Consider the following 17,953-nt stretch of genomic DNA (forward strand, 5'->3'; position numbering starts at 1 on the left):
GTGGGGTCCTCCGATTTCCTGCCGGACACCATAGCCCGCCGACCTGAGCCGGGACGGAACGGCCCGTTCATCGGGCGGTCAGCCTCGTCTCACCCCTTCTTCACCCAGCGCCCGGCCTCGTCCTGCTGCCAATAGGTGAGGTCGTTGCCGTCGCGCAGGGCCTTCCAGGCGGCGCGGGCTTCGGCGACGGCGTCGGGGTCGTGGCCGGAGAACATGTAGACGATACGGATGTAGCCCTCGCCCGATTGCGGCACAGCGCGGTCGACGAAGAAGCGCACCTCGGCCGCGTTGGCATTGCCGGCGTCGGTGGTGATCAGTACCGGCTGGTCCGGGTCGGTGGGCTCGCCGGCGACGGCGTGCGGCAGGAAGCTGTCGTCGCGCCAGGTCCACAGCAGGGCGTCGAGCGCCGCGGCGCGCTCGCGGCTCGAGGTTTCCACCACGGCGCGCCAGCCGCGCTCCAGCGAGCGCTCGAGCAGCACCGGAAGGACGCGTTCCAGCGGCTGCGTCTCGAGATGGTAGAACAGAATTTCACTCATTTCGGCTCGAGCACGTCCCGCACGTAGCGGTCGAGCAGCGCCACGCCGAAGCCCGGCGCCCAGGAGGCGTTGGTCTCGCTCGCCGGCGGACCCAGGCTCACTCCGGCGATGTCGAGATGCGCCCAGGGCACGTCGCCGACGAAGCGGGCGAGGAACTGCGCCGCGGTGATGGCGCCCGCTGGCCGGCCGGCCGAATTCTTGATGTCGGCGAAGCGGCTCTCGATGAGCTTGTCGTAGGCCGGCCCCAGCGGCATGCGCCACAGCTTTTCGCCGGTCGCGAGCCCTGCCCCCACCAGTTGCGCCGCCAGCTCGTCATTGTTGGCGAACAGCCCGGCATGGTCGCTGCCCAGCGCCACGCCGATGGCGCCGGTGAGCGTTGCGAGGTCGATGACGGCGCGCGGCTTCAGCTTTTCCTGCACGTACCACAGCGCATCGGCGAGGACGAGCCGGCCCTCGGCGTCGGTGTTGACGATCTCGATGGTGGTGCCCGAGGCGGCGCGGACGATGTCGCCCGGGCGCATGGCGGTGCCGCTCGGCATGTTCTCGACCAGCCCGATGACGCCGACGGCGTTGACCTTCGCCTTGCGCGCCGCCAGCGCCTGCAGCAGCCCGGTGACGGCGGCGGCGCCGCCCATGTCGCCCTTCATGTCCTCCATGCCGGCGGCCGGCTTGATCGAGATGCCACCCGAATCGAACACCACGCCCTTGCCGACGAACGCCACCGGCGGCGTGCCGGGCGCGCCGTTGCTCCAGCGCATCACCACCAGGCGCGGCGGGCGGACCGAGCCCTGCGCCACCGCCAGCAGAGCATGCATGCCGAGGGCGCGCAGCTCGGGCTCGCCCAGCGTCTCGACCGCGACGCCCAGCGCCGACAGCTCCGCCGCCCGTGCCGCGAACTCCTCCGTCCCCAGCACGTTGGCCGGCTCGTTCACCAGCTCGCGGGCGAGCAGCGTGCCGTCCACGGCGGCGAGGCGCGAGGCGATGGCCGCGTCGGCGGCCGCCGGATCGGCGACATGCAGCGTCACCGCCAGCGTCTCGGGCGTCCGGTCGCCGTTCTTGCGCGTCTTGTACTTGTCGAAGCGGTACTGCCTGAGCTTGAGGCCCGCCGCAAGCGCCGCCACCTGCTCGGGCGTGGCGCCGTCGAGCACCACCGACGCCGCCTCGGCATTGGCGGCGCCGAGCTTGGCGGCCAGCGAGCCGCCGCGATCGGTCCAGGCGGCGGGAGACGCCGGCCGCTCCGGCTCGGCCTTGCCGGCGCCCAGCACGAACAGCCGCGTGACGTCGAGGCCGGGCGGCGCGGCGATGTCGAGGAGTTGGCCCTGCTTGCCGCCGAAGCCGGCGGCGCCGGCGACGCGGGCGAAGTCGAGCCCCGTCGCGCCCCACAGCGCGGCGGCCTGCCCGGAGGGAGCGGCGCCCTCCGCGACATAGAGGACAACGATGCCGGCCGGGCTCACGGAGAGCGGCGCGGTGCGGAGGGTCAGGCTTTGGGTCATGGTTACCGATACGGAAACGGGCCGGTCTAGGCAACAGCATCACGACGCCGCGTCAATCCCGCAACAGCCGGCGGCCGAACGTGCCGCCGGGCGCCCTGTCGCCTTGCCTTGGCCGCGGAAGGCCACCAGAGTCCCGGCATAACCACCACAGGGGCAGCGCGATTCTGGAGTTTACGGACGGCGGCAAGTGGCCCGCCTAAGCCGCTATCTGGCAAGGCTTTTCTGGTCCGAGGCGATGGCGCTGTTTGCCGTCGCCGCCTTTCTGCTGTTCCTGATTCAGTGCCTCAGGCTGTTCGACCTCGTCTCCGACAAGGGCCAGAACGTGCTGACGCTGGTGGGCCAGACGCTGCTGACCATGCCCGGGCTCGGCGTGGCGTTCCTGTATGTCTGCCTCGGCATCGGCCTCGGCCGGGCGCTGCGCGGGCTGCAGGCCAGCAGCGAGCTGGGCATCATCCATTCCAACGGGCTGCTGCCGGTGCTGCTGCGGGCCATCGGCCTCTACACCCTCATCGGCACGGTCGCGGTGCTGCTGCTGTCGCATGTCGCCGATCCGCTGGGCTCGCGCGCCACCAATGACTGGTCGACCAGCATCGCGGCAGACCTGGTGTCGCGCAGCATGATCCCGCACCGCTTCACCTCGCTGGGCGGCGGTGTGTCGATGGTCATCGGCGGGCGCGATTCGCGCGGCAACATCAGCGATTTCTTCGCCGACGACCCGCGCGACCCCGATCTGCACCGCACCTATTTCGCCCGTGCCGCCATCATCACCCATGACGAGCAGGGCTACGTGCTGCGCATGCACGACGGGGCGGTGCAATACCTCACGGCCGACGGCCGCTTCTCGCAGGTGGCGTTCAAGCAGTACGATCTGCCGATGGACCGGCTGGCGGCCGATTCCGGGGCCGCCGACGGCCTGGCGCAGAGCCCGAGCTACGACCTGGTCGCCACGGCGCTCGAAACCGGCCATTGGGACCCGGCGGTGGTCAAGACCCTGCTCAAGCGCAGCGGCGAAGGGCTGCGGGTGCTGGCGCTGTGCGCCCTGGTCACGGCGCTGGCGCTGTTCCCCAGCGGCCGGCGGCGCGGCGACGCGCCGGTCGAGATCGTGGTGCTGGGCGCCGCCTTCATCGAGCGCGCCCTCACCTCCTACGTCGTCGGCCCGGGCATTCTGGGGGTCGCGTCGGGATCGGTGATCATCCTCGCTGCCGCGTTGGTGCTGCTCGGCGCGCGGCTGCGGGTGTTCCGGCCGGTCCGCTGGCGGCGGAAGGCGGCGGCATGAGCGTGAGGGGCGGCGCGAGGCGGAAATTAACCATCCGGCACGCTGCCGGCCGGCAATTTACGCAGGTTTATCTAACGCCAAATAACCATTGCGGCGTGGTCCTTTATGGTGTCGTCGCCGGTTTTGTGCTGTATGTAGCTTTCGAGTTGGCGGCCGGGCATCCGGCCGTCGGGGCGTGGGGACCCGCATCTGCCGCTCTGGGGCCGGCATTTGTGGGCGTTTTTGTTGGGCGCAGGGTGCTGTTCAGACAACCGGACGGGCGAGCATGACGATCTTGCCCCGAGGCAGCAGCAACGGATCTCGGACGCGGCGGGCGATTGCGCGCGTCCTCGCCGGATTCGGCCTGGTGCTGCTCACGGCGCTGCCGGCCCACGCCACGCTGCTGCCCGAGGGCTTTTTCGACATGGTGCCGTCGCCCGGCGGCAACCCTGCGGCGGTCGAGGCCGACCAGATGTCGTACGAGGGCGGCACCGGCATGATCGCCGCCGACGGCAAGGTGGTGATGTCCTACCAGGGCTTCACGCTGACGGCCGACCGCGTCGAATACAACATGCAAAAAGGCTCGGTCATGGCCGTGGGCCACGTGACGCTGACCAATGGCGGCACGGTGATGCACATGGACTCGATCGAGGTCACGGGCGGCCTCAAGGAGGCGTTCCTCAATTCGCTGACGATCACCACCGGCGAAGGCGCCAGGATCACCGCCGGCAGCGTGCACTTCCAGTCCGATTTCGAGACCATGCTGACCGATGCGAGCTATTCGCCGTGCGGCCTGTGCATCGACAGCAAGGGCCGCAAGATCGGCTGGAAGGTGAAGGCCGCCAAGATCCACTACAGCCGCGACCATGCCTCGGTGACGCTGGAGCAGCCCTCGCTCGAACTGCTGGGCATTCCGGTGGCCTGGCTGCCGTGGTTCTGGGTTCCCGATCCGACGCAGCCGCGCGCCACGGGCCTGCGCATGCCCAGCGTCGACTACGACGCCAAGCGCGGCGCCGTCGCCGCAATCCCGTATTTCGTGCCGGTAGGCGAAGACATCGACCTGGTGCTCACGCCGCAATTGATGAGCCGGCAGGGCGTGCTGATGGGCGGCGCGCTCAAATGGCGCCTGCCGCCCTATGGCGAGGTGTCGATCAAGGCGTCCGGCCTCTACCAGCTCGACAAATCCGCCTTCGCCGGCACGGTCGGCGACCGGCAGTGGCGCGGCGCCATCCAGACCTCGGGCCGCTTCACCCCGGCCGACCACTGGATCGCCGGCTGGTCGTATTCGACCTTCACCGACCAGGCGTATCTGGTCGACTACAAATTCACCGACGCCGACAGCTACACCAACCGCGTCTACGGCACCTATCTCAACGAGATGACCTATTTCGATGCGCGCATCGAACGGGGCAACCTGCTCGGCAACTACGCCACCGACGATCCGGCGCAGGCGACGCTGCTGCCGCAGGTGACGTTCGAGCACGTGCAGGACCTCGCCCCCGGCTTCGGCCGCGCGCATCTGAGCGGCGAATTGCTGCGCGTCACGCGCCAGGCCGACCAGACCGCGACCTATGGCGGCATCCCCTACGTCACCGGCTACGAGGGCACCAAGCAGCACCTCGCGCTCGAAGGGGCGTGGGAAGACCAGTTCATCCTGCCCGGCGGGCTGGTGGCGACGCCCTATCTCGGCGCCCGGCTCGACGCCACCTCCTACGACCGCACGCTGGGGGCCATTCCGTCGCTTCCCGCACCGGCACTTCCCTACCCGACGCAGTTCGACAGTTCGCTGCTCAGCGTCACGCCGATCGCGGCGATGGACGTGCGCTGGCCGCTGGTGGCCAAATCCGGCTTCGACACGCACCTGGTCGAGCCGGTGGCGCAACTGGTCTATCGCGGCTCGTCGACCACCAATGTCGGCATCACCAATGACGACGCGCAGAGCTTCGTGTTCGATACCTCGAACCTGTTCACCTACAACCATTTCTCCGGCATCGACCGGCAGGATACCGGGCTGCAGGCCAATATCGGCGCGCACTATCTCGGCAATTTCGCCGACGGGAGCTGGATCGACCTCGTCGCCGGCCAGTCCTTCCATCTCGCCGGCGTCAACGCCTTCGGCGCCAGCGACGCGGCGCAGACCGGCACCAGCACCGGGCTGGGCAGCGCCGAATCGTACCTCGTGGGCAGCGCCCGCGCCGGCTTCGCCAACGGGCTGACGCTCGCCGGCAAGCTGCAGGTCGATCAATCGACGCCGCGCATCACCCGCGCCGGCGCCGGCGCCAGCTTCACCTTCGCCAACGGCCTGTCGACCAGCGGCACCTACATCTACATCGCCAAGGACGCGGCGCTCGGCACCACCGTCGACCAGCACGAGATCCAGGGCGCGGTGGGCATTCCCGTCGCCGATTACTGGCGCCTCAACGGCGACCTGACCTGGAACCTCGCCAGCAATTCCTGGCTGCGCTCCGATGTCGGGGTCACCTATGACGACGGCTATCTGGTGCTGGGGGCCGGCGCCAATTTCACTCCGACGAGCTGGGGCACCGGCTTTACCTTCAAATTGAAGGGACCCGACGGCCAGGCCGTTTTCTGACACACCGATTTCAGCCGCATTTTTCACCCACACACGCCGCGAGGCACTCTTCAACAGGCACGCTATGAACATGCATCGTGTTATCGGCGCCGCTCTCCTCAGCCTGACGCTGCTCGTGGCAGCGCCGGCCGGAGCGGCGACGGTCAAGATCACCGTCAACGGCACCCCCATCACCGACGTGCAGATCAGCCAGCGCCTGGCGCTGATGAAGCTCGAGAACCGCAGCGGCAGCAAAGCCGCGCAGGACGAGCTGGTCAACGAGGCGCTGGAGGTGCAGGAGGCCAAGCGCCTCGGCTTCGAGATCTCGGAAGCCGACATCGACGCGGCGGTGCTGCAACTGGCGCGCAACATGCGCCTGTCGGACACCAACCTCAAAAAGGTGCTGACCGACCGCGGCGTGGCGATCCAGACGCTGCGCGACCGGCTCAAGGCCAACATCGCCTGGAACAAGATCACCGCCACCGCCGTCAGCTCGCGCGTCACCGTGTCGGAGGCCGAGATCGACAAGGAGGCCAAGGCCAAGCTGACTGCCGCCAACAGCTTCGACTACATCCTCAAGGAAGTGCTGTTCCTCACCGTCAAGGGCGGCCCCTCGGCGGCGGCGCGGACGGCGCAGGCCAACAAATACCGCGCCGCGTTCAAGGGCTGCGACAGCGCGGTGCAGGAATCGCTGGCCTACACCGACGCGGCGGTGCGCGACGTGGGACGGCGCCACGCGACGCAGCTTCCCGATCCGATCGCCGCCGAGCTCAGCAAGCTCAATGTCGGCGGCATCACCAAGCCGCGGGTGGTCGAGAACGGCGTGTCGATGTTCGCCGTGTGCAGCAAGGAAACGTCGGACGACACCACCTACCTCGCCGACAGCATCCGCCAGAACCAGGGCAACGGCGCGCTGAAGACGGAAGCCGACAAATACCTCGCCGAGCTCAAGGCGAAGGCGCAGATCGTCTACAACTGATCATGGCCGGGCTCGCTCCCCTCGCGGTCAGCATGGGCGAGCCCGCCGGGATCGGCCCCGACCTCATCCTGCAGCTTTATGCGCAACGGGCGGAGTACGAGCTGCCGCCCTTCATCGTCATGGGCAGCATGGCGTTCCTGGCGGCGCGGGCCCGCCGGCTCGGCCTCAACATCAATTTCGCGCAGACCACGGCGGCCGAAGCGGCCGGGCAGTTCCCCATCGCCCTGCCCGTCAGCCATATCGACGGGCTGGTGCCCGACAAGCCGGGCGAGACCAGCCATCTGTCGGGCAAGGTGGTGATCGAGTCGATCGCGCGCGCCGTCAGCGAGACGCTGGGCGGCGCCTGCCGCGGCGTGGTCACCGCGCCGATCCACAAGGCGGCGCTCTACACCGCCGGCTTCCGCTATCCCGGCCACACCGAATATCTCGCGGCGCTGTGCGCCAACGGCAAGGGCACGCCGCAGCCGGTGATGATGCTGGCGCACGAGGATCTGCGCGTGGTGCCGCTCACCATCCACGTGCCGCTGCGCGACGTGGCGGGCCTCGTCACGCAGAAGCTGATCCGCGACACGGTGCTGATCCTCGAGCACGATCTGCGCACCCGCTTCGGCATCCTCGACCCCAGGATCGCCGTCACCGGGCTCAATCCGCACGCCGGCGAGAGCGGCAGCATCGGCACCGAGGACCGCGACATCATCCTGCCGGCCATCACCGACCTGCAGCATTCCGGCTCGCGCGTCGAGGGGCCGTTCCCGGCCGACACCATCTTCCACCTGCCCAGCTGGAAGACCTACGACGCGGTGCTGGCCATGTACCACGACCAGGCGCTGATCCCGATCAAGACGGTGGCGTTCGACCAGGGCGTCAACGTCACGCTGGGCCTGCCCATCGTGCGCACCTCGCCCGACCATGGAACGGCGTTCGCCTTGGCCGGCACCGGACAGGCGTCGGCGGCCAGCATGCTCGCCGCCATCCGCCTCGCCGACCGCATGACGAGCGGCGCTTGAGCCGGATCGACACGCTTCCGCCGCTGCGCGAGGTCATCGCGCGGCACGGCCTCAGCGCCAAAAAGCAGCTCGGGCAGAACTTCCTGCTCGACCTCAACCTCACCGCCCGCATCGCGCGCGCCGCCGGCAATCTCGCGCAGCACACCGTGATCGAGGTCGGTCCGGGCCCCGGCGGCCTCACCCGGGCGCTGTTGGCCGAGGGCGCGCGCCGCGTCATCGCCATCGAGCGCGACGAGCGGGCGATCCCGGCGCTCGAGGAGATCGCGGTGGCCTATCCGGGCCGGCTCAGCATCATTGCCGGCGACGCCATGGCCACCGACTACGCCGCGCTCGCCGACGGGCCGACGCGGATCGTCGCCAATCTGCCCTACAATATCGGCACCGAGCTGCTCATCGGCTGGCTCACCGCCGAGCCGTGGCCGCCGTTCTACGAGAGCCTGACGCTGATGTTCCAGCGCGAGGTGGCCGAGCGCATCGTGGCGCGGCCCGGCGACGACGCCTATGGGCGGCTGGCGGTGCTGGCCGGCTGGCGCAGCGAGGCGCGCATCGCCTTCAACGTGGCGCGCTCGGCCTTCACGCCGCCGCCCAACGTCACCTCGGCGGTGGTGCATCTCGTGCCCAGGCCGGTCGACCCAACGATCCCGGTGCGCAAGCTCGAAGCCGTCACCCGCGCCGCCTTCGGCCAGCGCCGCAAGATGGTGCGGCAAAGCCTCAAGGCCACCGGCGCCCCGGTCGACACCCTGCTCGCCGCGGCCGGCCTCAAGGGCGACGAACGCGCCGAAGTGCTGCCGATCGACGCCTTCCTCGCGATGGCGAAAGCTCTTGCTGCGGTGCCCGTGGCCCCAGCCGGCTAGATCGAGTCGATCTGGTCCTGCAGATCCTTGACGAAGCCCTCGAGGTCGCGCAGGCGGTCGCGCCGCAGGCGGGCAGCGGCGAGGATGGTGCGCACCTTCTGCGTCGAGGCTTCGAGGTCCTCGTTGACCAGCACGTAATCGTACTCGCGATAGTGCGCCATCTCGACCTTGGCGTTCTTCAGCCGCTTGCCGATGGTGCCGACGGAGTCCTGCGCCCGCCGCTCGAGGCGCGACTTCAGCTCCTTGATCGATGGCGGCAGGATGAACACCGTCACCATGTCGGGGCGGCACCGGTCGTAGAGCTGCAGCGTGCCCTGATAGTCGATGTCGAATAGAATGTCGTTTCCGGCAGCCAGCTGCTCTTCGACGTGGGCGCGCGGCGTGCCGTAGAAATTGTCGTGCACCTTGGCCCATTCCAACAGCTCGCCATTGGCGCGCATCTGCTCGAATTGCTGCACGGTGCGGAAGTAATAGTGCTGGCCTTCGACCTCGTCGGTGCGGCGCGCCCGGGTGGTCACCGAAACCGAGAGGGCGATATTGGGGTCCTGCGCAAACAGCGCGCGGGTGATGGACGACTTGCCGGCCCCCGACGGCGAGGCCAGAACCAACATCACGCCGCGGCGCGGGAACTCGATCACCGCCTACTCCAGATTCTGCACCTGCTCGCGGAACTGGTCGATCACGGCCTTGAGGTCGAGGCCGATCGCCGTCAGCTCCACGGCGTTGGACTTGGAGCACAGCGTATTCGCTTCGCGGTTAAATTCCTGTGACAGGAAGTCGAGCTTGCGGCCGGCCGGGCCGCCCTCGCGCAGCAGCGCCCGCGCCGAGGCGACGTGCGCCGCCAGCCGGTCGAGCTCCTCGCGGATGTCGGCCTTGGTGGCGAGCAGCAACGCCTCCTGCAGCAGCCGGTCCTCGCTAAGGCCGCTGCCGGCGGCGCTGAGCTCGGCGACCTGCTCGCGGAGCCGGCCGAGGGTCGCCTCGCGGCCGCGGCCGGGATGCGTCTCGGCCAGGTCGCGCAGCCGGGCGATTTCGTCGATCTGGCGCATGAGGATGGCTTCGAGCGCCCGGCCCTCGGCCTGCCGCGCCGTCCTGAGATCGCCCAGCGCCGCATCGACCGCCTCGTAGATCGCCGCCTGCAGCCGCTCCTCGGCGTCCGCGTCGAGCGGCGCGTCGTGCTGTTCCAGCACACCCTTGAGCGCCAGGATGCCGTCGAGCGTCGGCGGCGTGGCGTCGATGCGGGAGGCCACCTCGCGCAGCGCGCCGAGCACCGCATCGAGCGCGGCGTGGTTGATCACCACGCGCCCGCCCTCGCCTTCGCGCTCGATGTTGAGGTTGACCGTCACCGAGCCGCGGCTCAGCGCCTTGCCGACGCGGCGGCGGATTTCGGGCTCCAGCGCGTCATAGCCCGGGGTCAGCCGCATGCGCATGTCGAGGCCGCGCGCATTGACCGATTTGATCTCGACCGCAAAGACGATGCCGGGCACGCCGCCCTGGGCGCGCGCATACCCGGTCATGCTGGCGAGGGGTGAGGCCATCTGAGCCCGATACACCGTTTATTGCGTGGTGTCTCCGGCGTCCTTGGCCTGTTCCTCCTCCAATTGCTCCTTGGCCTGCTCGGCCTCGTCCGAAGCCACCGCCTGGCGGTATTTCAGCACGTTCCGGCGGTGCTCGGCATAGGTCGAGGCGAAGGTGTGCCCGTCTTTGGGGTCGGGCCCTTTGGCGACGAAATACAGGAACGACGTTTTGGACGGATGCGCCACCGCCTCGAGCGCATCGACGCCCGGATTGGCGATCGGTCCGGCCGGCAGGCCGTCGATCTGGTAGGTGTTGTAGGGCGTCTTGGAGCCGAGATCCCTGGTGGTCAGCGGCCGGTCGAGCTTCTGCTGGCCCAGCGTGATGCCGTAGATCACCGAGGGGTCGGTCTGCAGCCGCATGTGCTTGCGCAGCCGGTTGAGGAACACCGAGGCCACGTCCGGCCGCTCGCTGTCGATGCCGGTCTCCTTCTCGACCAGCGAGGCCATGGTGACGAGGTCGGCGGGCGAGCCGATGACGTCGTCGATCGCCGGGTCGCGCTTGGCCCAGATGTCGGCGACGGTGTCGGCCATCTTCTTCTGCATGCCGTCGATCACCGATTTGCGGCTGTCGCCGGGGAAGAAATCGTGCCGCACGGCGAGCAGCGAGCCTTCGGGGGGCGGCGTTACCGGATCGCCGGTGAGGTTGAGGCCGGGATTGTTGAGCGCCTGCGCCACCTGCCAGGAGGTTTCGCCGGGCACCACGTTGACGAAGAATTCCTGCGGCTTGGTCTGGGTCACGACGCGCAGCATGTCGTCCATCGAGGCATGCGCGGGCATGATGTACTGGCCGGGCAGCAGCTTCGAACCCTTCAGGTGCAGCAATTCGATCGCGGCGCGGAACACCAGCGGCTGCAGCGCCCCGTCCTGGGTGAAGCCCTGCGCCACGAGGTCCTGCGTCACGGCGTTGAGGTTGCTGCCGCGCTCCACCAGGAACGGCGTATCGGCATCCTTGGGGCCCGGCTCGTAGAACAGGTGCAGGCCGTAGGCCGTCACCCCGCCCAGCACCAGGATGGCGATGATCACGAGGCCGAACAGCCCGCTCAGCAACACCACCGCGCTCGAGCGCTTCCGCCGCTTCTTCCTGTCGCCCGACGCCATGGCTTCCCCTCTCGACCGCCGCCCGCCCAGCCATTTGCCTCAACGAAGCGGGCAAAACAAGGACGCAAGTGCAACCGAAGCTTGGGAAAACGTGCCGGGCGGTGGGGGCTGCCTTGCGCCCCCGGCTGGCGCCCTCGCGCTTTGGCGGATGCGCATCCGGTGGTTGGGGCCCCCACCCTCGGTCCCTCCCCGCAAGGGGGAGGGAGGCGATAGAGCCGCCTGCCCCCGGCGCCGCAGTCAGGCTCCCCTCCCCCTTGCGGGGAGGGGATGGGGGTGGGGGCCACAGCCACCACAGATCAGCCGCCGCTTCAGATCCGCTGGACTGGACATGGGCCGCCCTACGCCACCTTGCGGAAGATCAGGGAGGCGTTGGTGCCGCCGAAGCCGAAGGAGTTCGACAGCGCGACGTCGATCTGCTTGTTCACCGGCGCCTTGGGCACCAGATTGATCGCCGTCTCGACCGACGGATTGTCGAGGTTGAGCGTGGGCGGCGCGATGTTGTCGCGCATGGCGAGCAGCGAAAAGATCGCCTCCACCGCGCCGGCGGCGCCCAGCAGGTGCCCGATGGCCGATTTGGTCGACGACATCGCCGCCTTGGGCGCCGCATCGCCGAGCAGCCGCGTCACCGCGCCCAGCTCGATCTCGTCGCCGAGCGGCGTCGAGGTGCCGTGGGCGTTGATGTAGTCGATGTCGGCCGGCGCGATTCCCGCCCGCTTCACCGCCATCTGCATGCAGCGATAGCCGCCGTCGCCGTCGGGCGCCGGGGCGGTGATGTGGTAGGCGTCGCCGGACATGCCGTAGCCGATGACTTCGCCATAGATCCTGGCGCCGCGCGCCTTGGCGTGCTCGTAGTCTTCCAGCACCACGACGCCGGCGCCCTCGCCCATGACGAAGCCGTCGCGGTCCTTGTCGTAGGGGCGCGACGCCTCGGTGGGGCGGTCGTTGAAGCCGGTGGACAGCGCCCGGCAGGCGGCAAAGCCCGCCATCGACAGCCGGTTGACCGGGGATTCGGCGCCGCCGGCCACCATCACGTCGGCGTCGCCCATGGCGATGATGCGCCAGCTGTCGCCGATGGCGTGCGCGCCGGTCGAGCAGGCGGTGACCACCGAATGGTTGGGGCCCTTGAGGCCGAAGCGGATCGAGACGTTGCCCGACGCCATGTTGATGATGCGGCCGGGCACGAAGAACGGGCTGACGCGGCGCGGGCCCTTTTCGTGCAGCGTCACCGAGGCGTCGTAGATGGTGCCGACGCCGCCGATGCCCGAGCCGATCAGAACGCCGGCGCGCTCGGCTTCGGCAGCCGTCTTCGGTTCGACGCCGGCGTCGGCGATGGCCATGGTCGCGGCCGCCATCGCGAAGACGATGAACGGGTCGACCTTGCGCTGTTCCTTGACGTCCATCCAGTCGTCGGGGTTGAACTTGCCGTCGGCAAGCGCCCCGAGCGGGATGCGGTGGGCGATCTGGCAGGCGATGTCATCGATCTCGAAATCGTCGATGCGCCTGGCGCCGCTCCTGCTCGCGAGGATGTTCTGCCAGGTGGCTTCTACGCCGCATCCGAGCGGGGTCACGGCCCCCATTCCCGTTACGACGACGCGACGTAGTTCCATCGATGCTGCCGTTCGGCCGGCTGGGATCAGCCGACCGCCTTGGTAAGATAGCCCACGGCATCGCCGAAGGTCTGGATCGACTCGGCGGCATCATCGGGGATCTCGACCGAGAATTCTTCTTCGAAGGCCATCACCAGCTCGACCTGGTCGAGGGAATCGGCGCCGAGGTCGTCGATGAAGCTGGCCTTGTCGGTCACCTTCTCGGGATCGACATTGAGGTGCTCCACAACGATCTTGCGGACGCGGTCAGCGATATCGCTCATAGTTTTTGACTTCCCTTTCGATAGTCTTCGTTCGTTCTTGTCGCGCGAGCGCTGCAAAGACCGGCGCAACTCTAGGCGGGCTTCACGAACCCCGCAAGCCGGGGTCCTGGCCGTTCAACTCAGCGCGGGCAACTAACATACTCGCCGGGCTTTTGCCATATTGCAGAAACGGCCGGCCCACAGGGCCATGAAGCCTGTTTTGTTTCGCGCTCTGGCCGATCAGTCGCGAGAGCGCCCGATCGGCCAACCGCTGAAACTCCTTATTAGCTCTGGCCGATCAGTCGCGAGAGCGCCCGATCGGCCAACCGCTGAAACTCCTTATTAGCTCTGGCCGATCAGTCGCGAGAGCGCCCGATCGGCCAACCGCTCTAGATCATCAGCATTCCACCGTTCACGCTCAAGGTGTGGCCGGTGATATAGGCGGCCGCGTCCGACGCCAGGAACACGGTACAGCCGGCCACTTCCGCCGCCGTTCCGAGCCGTCCGGCCGGAACCTTCAGCAAGATCGCCTCGCGCTGCTTGTCGTTGAGCTCGTCGGTCATGGCCGAGGCGATGAAGCCGGGCGCCACGGTGTTGACGGTGATATTGCGCGAGGCAACTTCCTGGGCCAGCGATTTGCTCATGCCGATCAGCCCGGCCTTTGAGGCGGCGTAATTGCCCTGCCCCGGATTGCCGGCGACGCCCACCACCGAGGTGATCGAGATGATGCGGCCGAAGCGCTGCTTCATCATCCCGCGCAGCACCGAGCGGGTCAGATGGAACGCCGCGGTCAGGTTCACGGCGATGACCTCGTCCCACTCCTCGTTCTTCATGCGCATGAACAGGTTGTCGCGCGTCATGCCGGCATTGTTGACCAGGATGTCGAGCCCGCCCAGCGCGGCCTCGGCGGCCGGCCCGAGCTTGTCCACCGCCTCGGCGTCGGCGAGGTTGCAGGGCAGGATCGGATGGCTGCCACCGCCCATCTGCGTGGCGGTGTCCTCGAGCGCGGCGACCCGCGTGCCCGACAGCGCCACCGTCGCCCCGGCCGCCGCCAGCGCCTTGGCGATCTCCCGCCCGATGCCGCCCGAAGCGCCCGTCACCAGCGCGCGTTTTCCTGTGAGATCAAACACTTGCAGTCTCCGTGGGAGAAAATGAGTCAGGCGGAGAGAGCGGCAAGGGCCGCCTCGATATCCGCCGGCGTGCCCACGGCGCTGGCCGCCGCGTCCGGCGCGATGCGCTTGGCGAGGCCGGTCAGCACCTTGCCGGCGCCGAGCTCGTAGAACTCGGTCACGCCGCCTTCGCCGGCCAGCCATTGGATGCTTTCGGTCCAGCGCACCATGCCGGTCACCTGCTCGACCAGATGCGCCTTGATCGCCGCCGGGTCGCTGGTCGGACGCGCCGTGACATTGACCACCACCGGCACCGACGGCGCCTCGAACGCCACCGCCGCCAGCGCATGTTCCATGGCGTCGGCGGCCGGCCGCATCAGCGCGCAGTGGAAGGGCGCGCTCACCGGCAGCGGCAGCGCCCGCTTGGCCCCCGCCGCCTTCAGCAGCTCGATCGCCCGGGCCACCGCCCCGGCGTGGCCGGAGATCACCACCTGGCCGGGGGCGTTGTCGTTGGCGACACCGCAGATATCGCCCTGTTCGGCATCGTTGGCGGCGCGCAGCACGGTTTCGAGGTCCAGCCCGAGGATCGCCGCCATGGCGCCCTGCCCGACCGGCACCGCCTGCTGCATGGCCTCGCCGCGGATGCGCAGCAGTTTTGCCGCGTCGGCCACCGAGATCACCCCGGCCGCGCACAGCGCCGAATATTCGCCCAGCGAGTGCCCGGCGACATAGGACGCCGCGTCGGCGATGCGGACGCCCCGGCTCTCCAGCACCCGCACCACGGCCATGCTGACGGCCATCAGCGCCGGCTGCGCGTTGGCCGTCAGCCGCAGCGTCTCGTCGGGGCCCTCGAACATCACCTGGCTGAGCTTCTGCCCCAGCGCCGCGTCGACCTCGTCGAACACCGCCTTTGCCGCGGGATAGGCCGCCGCCAGGTCCTTGCCCATGCCGACCGCCTGGCTGCCCTGCCCCGGAAAGGTGAATGCCCGCTTGGCCATGGTCCCCGCCTCTTGATGTGCTGAATCAGCCTACGGGCCGCCGCGCCCGGCTTCAAGTTGGCGCGGCGTGTGCAGGAGCAGCCGGCGCGAGTCAAGGGGCACGCATTGAAATGCGCATCGTCTGATGCTACTTTTGATGCGGAGGACATCCATGCGTACCACGGTCACCGTCGATGACGAATTGCTGGAAAAAGCGGAGCGCTACACCGGCGTGAAGGAGCGCTCCGCGCTTATTCGTATGGGCCTTGAATCGCTCGTACAACGCGAAGCGAGTCGTCGCCTGGCCCGTCTGGGCGGAACACAGCCGGATTTCGTTGCCCCTCCTCGCCGCAGGTTTCCCCCCGACGCGGAATGATCCTGCTCGATACATCGGTCTGGGCAGACCATTTGCGGCGTGGCGAAGCCGAGGTCTTCAGACTTCTCGATGCGGGCCAAGTGGTCATGCATCCGTTCGTTCTGGGCGAACTGGCTCTCGGACATCTGCGACCGCGCCAGGCCATTCTCGCCGACTTGCTCGAACTGCCGTCAATCCACATCGCCGACCCCGAGGAAGTCCTGCTGTTGATCGAACGGCAGCAGCTCATTGCGGTCGGCCTCGGCTACATCGATGTTCACCTGATCGCAGCCGCCGTGGCTTCCGACGATTGTCGGCTGTGGACGCGCGACAAGCGAATGAGCCAGGTTGCGACGCGTCTCGGCGTTTCGTTCGAGTCCATCAATTGACGTCCGCCTTGCCATCCCGCCGCTTTTCCCCTATCTGACGCCTCGCATTCGTTCGGCCGGGGGCTGAACGGAGGGTTTGGCATTGCCCTAGGCAGTGCCGGATAGGGTGAAATTCCCGGCCTCCCGTGTTCCCGCTCTTTAGAAGACTGCTTTGTCGCCTTTCCGGGCTTCAAAGGGGCTCCGCGCCGGACATGCCGTGTTGAACCAGAAGGAAGGCGCTTCATGCCCCTCTACGAGCATATCTATCTGGCCCGCCAGGACGTTTCGCCCCAGCAGGTCGAGGAACTGACCAACGCCCTGACCGAAGTCCTCACCCAGGGCGGCGGCAAGGTCACCAAGAACGAGTACTGGGGCCTCAAATCCCTCAGCTACCGCATCAAGAAGAACCGCAAGGCCCATTACAGCCTGCTCAACATCGACGCCCCGGCCCCGGCCGTGGCCGAGATGGAGCGCCAGATGCGCATCAATGAAGACATCCTGCGCTTCATGACGGTGCGCGTCGACGAGCTCGAGGAAGGCCCCTCGGCCATGCTGCAGAAGCGCGACCGCGACGACGATCGCTCCGACCGTCCGGGCGGACGCCCGGGTGGCGACCGCGGCGGTTTCGACCGCGGCCCCCGTCCTCCCCGTCGCTTCTAATCCAGGGAACGCAGCCAAATGGCCATCAAGGATCTCTCCACTTCGCAGTCGCGCCGTCCGTTCCAGCGCCGGCGCAAGACCTGCCCGTTCTCGGGCCCGAACGCCCCCAAGATCGACTACAAGGACGTTCGCCTGCTGCAGCGCTACGTGTCCGAGCGCGGCAAGATCGTGCCGTCCCGCATCACCGCGGTGTCGGCCAAGAAGCAGCGTGTGCTCGCCCAGGCGATCAAGCGCGCCCGCTTCATCGGGCTCATGCCCTACGCCGTCTCGTAACGAACGGCTCGTGGCGGCCGGCGCCGGAGACGCGCGCCGGCTCGCTCGTACTCGCTGGGGTGGCGGAATGGTCCGCCGCTCCTAACCGGCCAGCCGGCCGGGACAGCCAAGGAACTCCCCCATGAAAGTTATTCTGCTCGAGCGCGTCGGCAAGCACGGCCATATCGGCGACGAAGTCACCGTCAAGGACGGCTACGCCCGCAATTTCCTGCTGCCGCAGGGCAAGGCGCTGCGCGCCACCGAAGCCAACCGCAAGAAGTTCGAGACCGAGCGCGCCTCGATCGAAAAGCGCAACGCCGAGCGCCGCGAAGCCGCCGCCGGCATCGCCGCCGGCCTCAACGGCAAGACCGTGGTCATCATCCGCCAGGCGGGCGAGACCGGCCAGCTCTACGGCTCGGTCAGCTCGCGCGACATCGCCGAGGCGCTGAGCGCCGACGGCTTCACCGTCGCCCGCAGCCAGGTCGACCTCGCCGACCCGATCAAGACGGTCGGCCTGCACAATGTGCCGCTGCACCTGCACGCCGAAGTCGCGGTCAGCATCAACGTCAACGTCGCCCGCTCGGACGACGAAGCCGAGCGTCAGGCCAAGGGCGAAGACCTCACCGTCGTCACCTTCGACGACGAAGTGGCGGCCGAATTCGCCGCCGGCCAGGCCGAAGCCGGCGCCGCCGAAGCCCAGGACGGCGACTACGCCTGATCCCGCGCCGCAGCGCCAAAGGTCAAAGGCCGGGAGCACTCCCGGCCTTTTTTGTTTCTTTGCATCCACACATTTTTGTGCGAAACTGCGCCTCAGCCATGAAGCGCGAGCAACTCATCCGGCAGCTCTCCAAAGAGGCCAGAGCGGCGGGAGGCCAGCTCGGCGTCGACATGGCCCGCGGCAAGGGCGGACACTGTGTCGTGCGCCTTGGCGGCCGCTTTTCAATCATCAAATCCGGGGAGATCACTCCGCTCATGGAGAAGGTCATCCGGAAGCAACTCGGACTGTGAGAGGACG

The 17,953-nt window shown here is 68.3% G+C and carries 20 protein-coding genes; 11 read left to right on the forward strand and 9 right to left on the reverse strand.

The annotated features are described in order from the left end of the window. Positions 1–89 precede the first annotated feature (89 nt). Both BGO82_RS11165 and BGO82_RS11170 read right to left on the reverse strand, forming a co-directional pair. The gene (locus BGO82_RS11165; protein ID WP_291305628.1) at positions 90–536 is read right to left on the reverse strand and encodes a DNA polymerase III subunit chi; all 447 of its coding nucleotides are present in this window, start codon (positions 534–536) and stop codon (positions 90–92) included. Further along, positions 533–2,029 carry a leucyl aminopeptidase gene (locus BGO82_RS11170; protein WP_291305629.1) on the reverse strand — a complete coding sequence of 499 codons (1,497 nt, stop codon included), beginning with the start codon at positions 2,027–2,029 and terminating at the stop codon, positions 533–535. The genes BGO82_RS11165 and BGO82_RS11170 overlap by 4 nt, the downstream gene beginning before the upstream one ends. Before the next feature lie 187 nt (positions 2,030–2,216). On the opposite strand from BGO82_RS11170, the gene BGO82_RS11175 reads away from it, so the two are divergent. The 5 genes from BGO82_RS11175 to rsmA all read left to right on the forward strand — a co-directional run bounded on the left by BGO82_RS11175 (position 2,217) and on the right by rsmA (position 8,696). Beyond that, positions 2,217–3,305, forward strand: coding sequence for an LptF/LptG family permease (locus BGO82_RS11175; RefSeq protein WP_291305630.1), 1,089 nt, complete (start codon positions 2,217–2,219; stop codon positions 3,303–3,305). A gap of 346 nt (positions 3,306–3,651) precedes the next feature. After that, positions 3,652–5,877, forward strand: coding sequence for an LPS assembly protein LptD (gene lptD, locus BGO82_RS11180; RefSeq protein WP_291305631.1), 2,226 nt, complete (start codon positions 3,652–3,654; stop codon positions 5,875–5,877). A gap of 64 nt (positions 5,878–5,941) precedes the next feature. Further along, positions 5,942–6,835, forward strand: a complete 894-nt coding sequence (locus BGO82_RS11185) for a peptidylprolyl isomerase (protein WP_291305632.1) — start codon at positions 5,942–5,944, stop codon at positions 6,833–6,835. Between the two features lie 2 nt (positions 6,836–6,837). Beyond that, the gene (pdxA, locus tag BGO82_RS11190; RefSeq protein ID WP_291305633.1) at positions 6,838–7,842 is read left to right on the forward strand and encodes a 4-hydroxythreonine-4-phosphate dehydrogenase PdxA; all 1,005 of its coding nucleotides are present in this window, start codon (positions 6,838–6,840) and stop codon (positions 7,840–7,842) included. Then, on the forward strand, positions 7,839–8,696 hold the full coding sequence (rsmA, locus tag BGO82_RS11195) for a 16S rRNA (adenine(1518)-N(6)/adenine(1519)-N(6))-dimethyltransferase RsmA (protein WP_291305634.1): 858 nt from the start codon (positions 7,839–7,841) through the stop codon (positions 8,694–8,696). The genes pdxA and rsmA overlap by 4 nt, the downstream gene beginning before the upstream one ends. Here the strand turns inward: rsmA and gmk are convergent. The 7 genes from gmk to fabD form a co-directional block, all read right to left on the reverse strand. Further along, positions 8,693–9,307: a guanylate kinase gene (gene gmk, locus BGO82_RS11200; RefSeq protein WP_291305712.1), complete on the reverse strand. Its 615-nt coding sequence runs from the start codon at positions 9,305–9,307 to the stop codon at positions 8,693–8,695. The two genes, rsmA and gmk, sit on opposite strands and share 4 nt — an antisense overlap. A 30-nt stretch (positions 9,308–9,337) precedes the next feature. Beyond that, positions 9,338–10,231 carry a YicC/YloC family endoribonuclease gene (locus tag BGO82_RS11205; RefSeq protein WP_291305635.1) on the reverse strand — a complete coding sequence of 298 codons (894 nt, stop codon included), beginning with the start codon at positions 10,229–10,231 and terminating at the stop codon, positions 9,338–9,340. Positions 10,232–10,249: 18 nt separating this feature from the next. Further along, on the reverse strand, positions 10,250–11,368 hold the full coding sequence (gene mltG / locus BGO82_RS11210; protein ID WP_291305636.1) for an endolytic transglycosylase MltG: 1,119 nt from the start codon (positions 11,366–11,368) through the stop codon (positions 10,250–10,252). A 338-nt stretch (positions 11,369–11,706) separates the two neighbouring features. Beyond that, entirely contained in the window at positions 11,707–12,975 is a 1,269-nt protein-coding gene (gene fabF / locus BGO82_RS11215; protein ID WP_291305637.1) for a beta-ketoacyl-ACP synthase II, read from the reverse strand. 26 nt (positions 12,976–13,001) lie between these two features. Beyond that, complete coding sequence (locus BGO82_RS11220) at positions 13,002–13,238, reverse strand: acyl carrier protein (protein ID WP_291305638.1); 237 nt, start codon at positions 13,236–13,238, stop codon at positions 13,002–13,004. A gap of 368 nt (positions 13,239–13,606) precedes the next feature. Then, on the reverse strand, positions 13,607–14,347 hold the full coding sequence (gene fabG / locus BGO82_RS11225) for a 3-oxoacyl-[acyl-carrier-protein] reductase (protein WP_291305639.1): 741 nt from the start codon (positions 14,345–14,347) through the stop codon (positions 13,607–13,609). Between the two features lie 26 nt (positions 14,348–14,373). Then, positions 14,374–15,324, reverse strand: a complete 951-nt coding sequence (gene fabD, locus BGO82_RS11230; RefSeq protein ID WP_291305640.1) for an ACP S-malonyltransferase — start codon at positions 15,322–15,324, stop codon at positions 14,374–14,376. Positions 15,325–15,475: 151 nt separating this feature from the next. On the opposite strand from fabD, the gene BGO82_RS11235 reads away from it, so the two are divergent. The 6 genes from BGO82_RS11235 to BGO82_RS11260 all read left to right on the forward strand — a co-directional run bounded on the left by BGO82_RS11235 (position 15,476) and on the right by BGO82_RS11260 (position 17,946). Next, positions 15,476–15,679 carry a type II toxin-antitoxin system VapB family antitoxin gene (locus BGO82_RS11235; RefSeq protein WP_291305641.1) on the forward strand — a complete coding sequence of 68 codons (204 nt, stop codon included), beginning with the start codon at positions 15,476–15,478 and terminating at the stop codon, positions 15,677–15,679. Continuing rightward, positions 15,676–16,047, forward strand: coding sequence for a type II toxin-antitoxin system VapC family toxin (locus tag BGO82_RS11240; protein ID WP_291305642.1), 372 nt, complete (start codon positions 15,676–15,678; stop codon positions 16,045–16,047). Before BGO82_RS11235 ends, BGO82_RS11240 begins: the two co-directional genes overlap by 4 nt. A 222-nt stretch (positions 16,048–16,269) precedes the next feature. Beyond that, complete coding sequence (gene rpsF / locus BGO82_RS11245) at positions 16,270–16,686, forward strand: 30S ribosomal protein S6 (protein ID WP_291305643.1); 417 nt, start codon at positions 16,270–16,272, stop codon at positions 16,684–16,686. A gap of 24 nt (positions 16,687–16,710) precedes the next feature. After that, positions 16,711–16,959, forward strand: coding sequence for a 30S ribosomal protein S18 (rpsR, locus tag BGO82_RS11250; RefSeq protein ID WP_291305713.1), 249 nt, complete (start codon positions 16,711–16,713; stop codon positions 16,957–16,959). A 121-nt stretch (positions 16,960–17,080) separates the two neighbouring features. After that, the gene (gene rplI, locus BGO82_RS11255) at positions 17,081–17,656 is read left to right on the forward strand and encodes a 50S ribosomal protein L9 (protein WP_291305644.1); all 576 of its coding nucleotides are present in this window, start codon (positions 17,081–17,083) and stop codon (positions 17,654–17,656) included. A gap of 98 nt (positions 17,657–17,754) precedes the next feature. Continuing rightward, positions 17,755–17,946, forward strand: coding sequence for a hypothetical protein (locus tag BGO82_RS11260; RefSeq protein ID WP_291305645.1), 192 nt, complete (start codon positions 17,755–17,757; stop codon positions 17,944–17,946). Positions 17,947–17,953: the final 7 nt, after the last annotated feature.

This window comes from Devosia sp. 67-54 (assembly GCF_001899075.1).
In the GTDB taxonomy this organism is placed as follows: Bacteria; Pseudomonadota; Alphaproteobacteria; order Rhizobiales; family Devosiaceae; genus Devosia_A.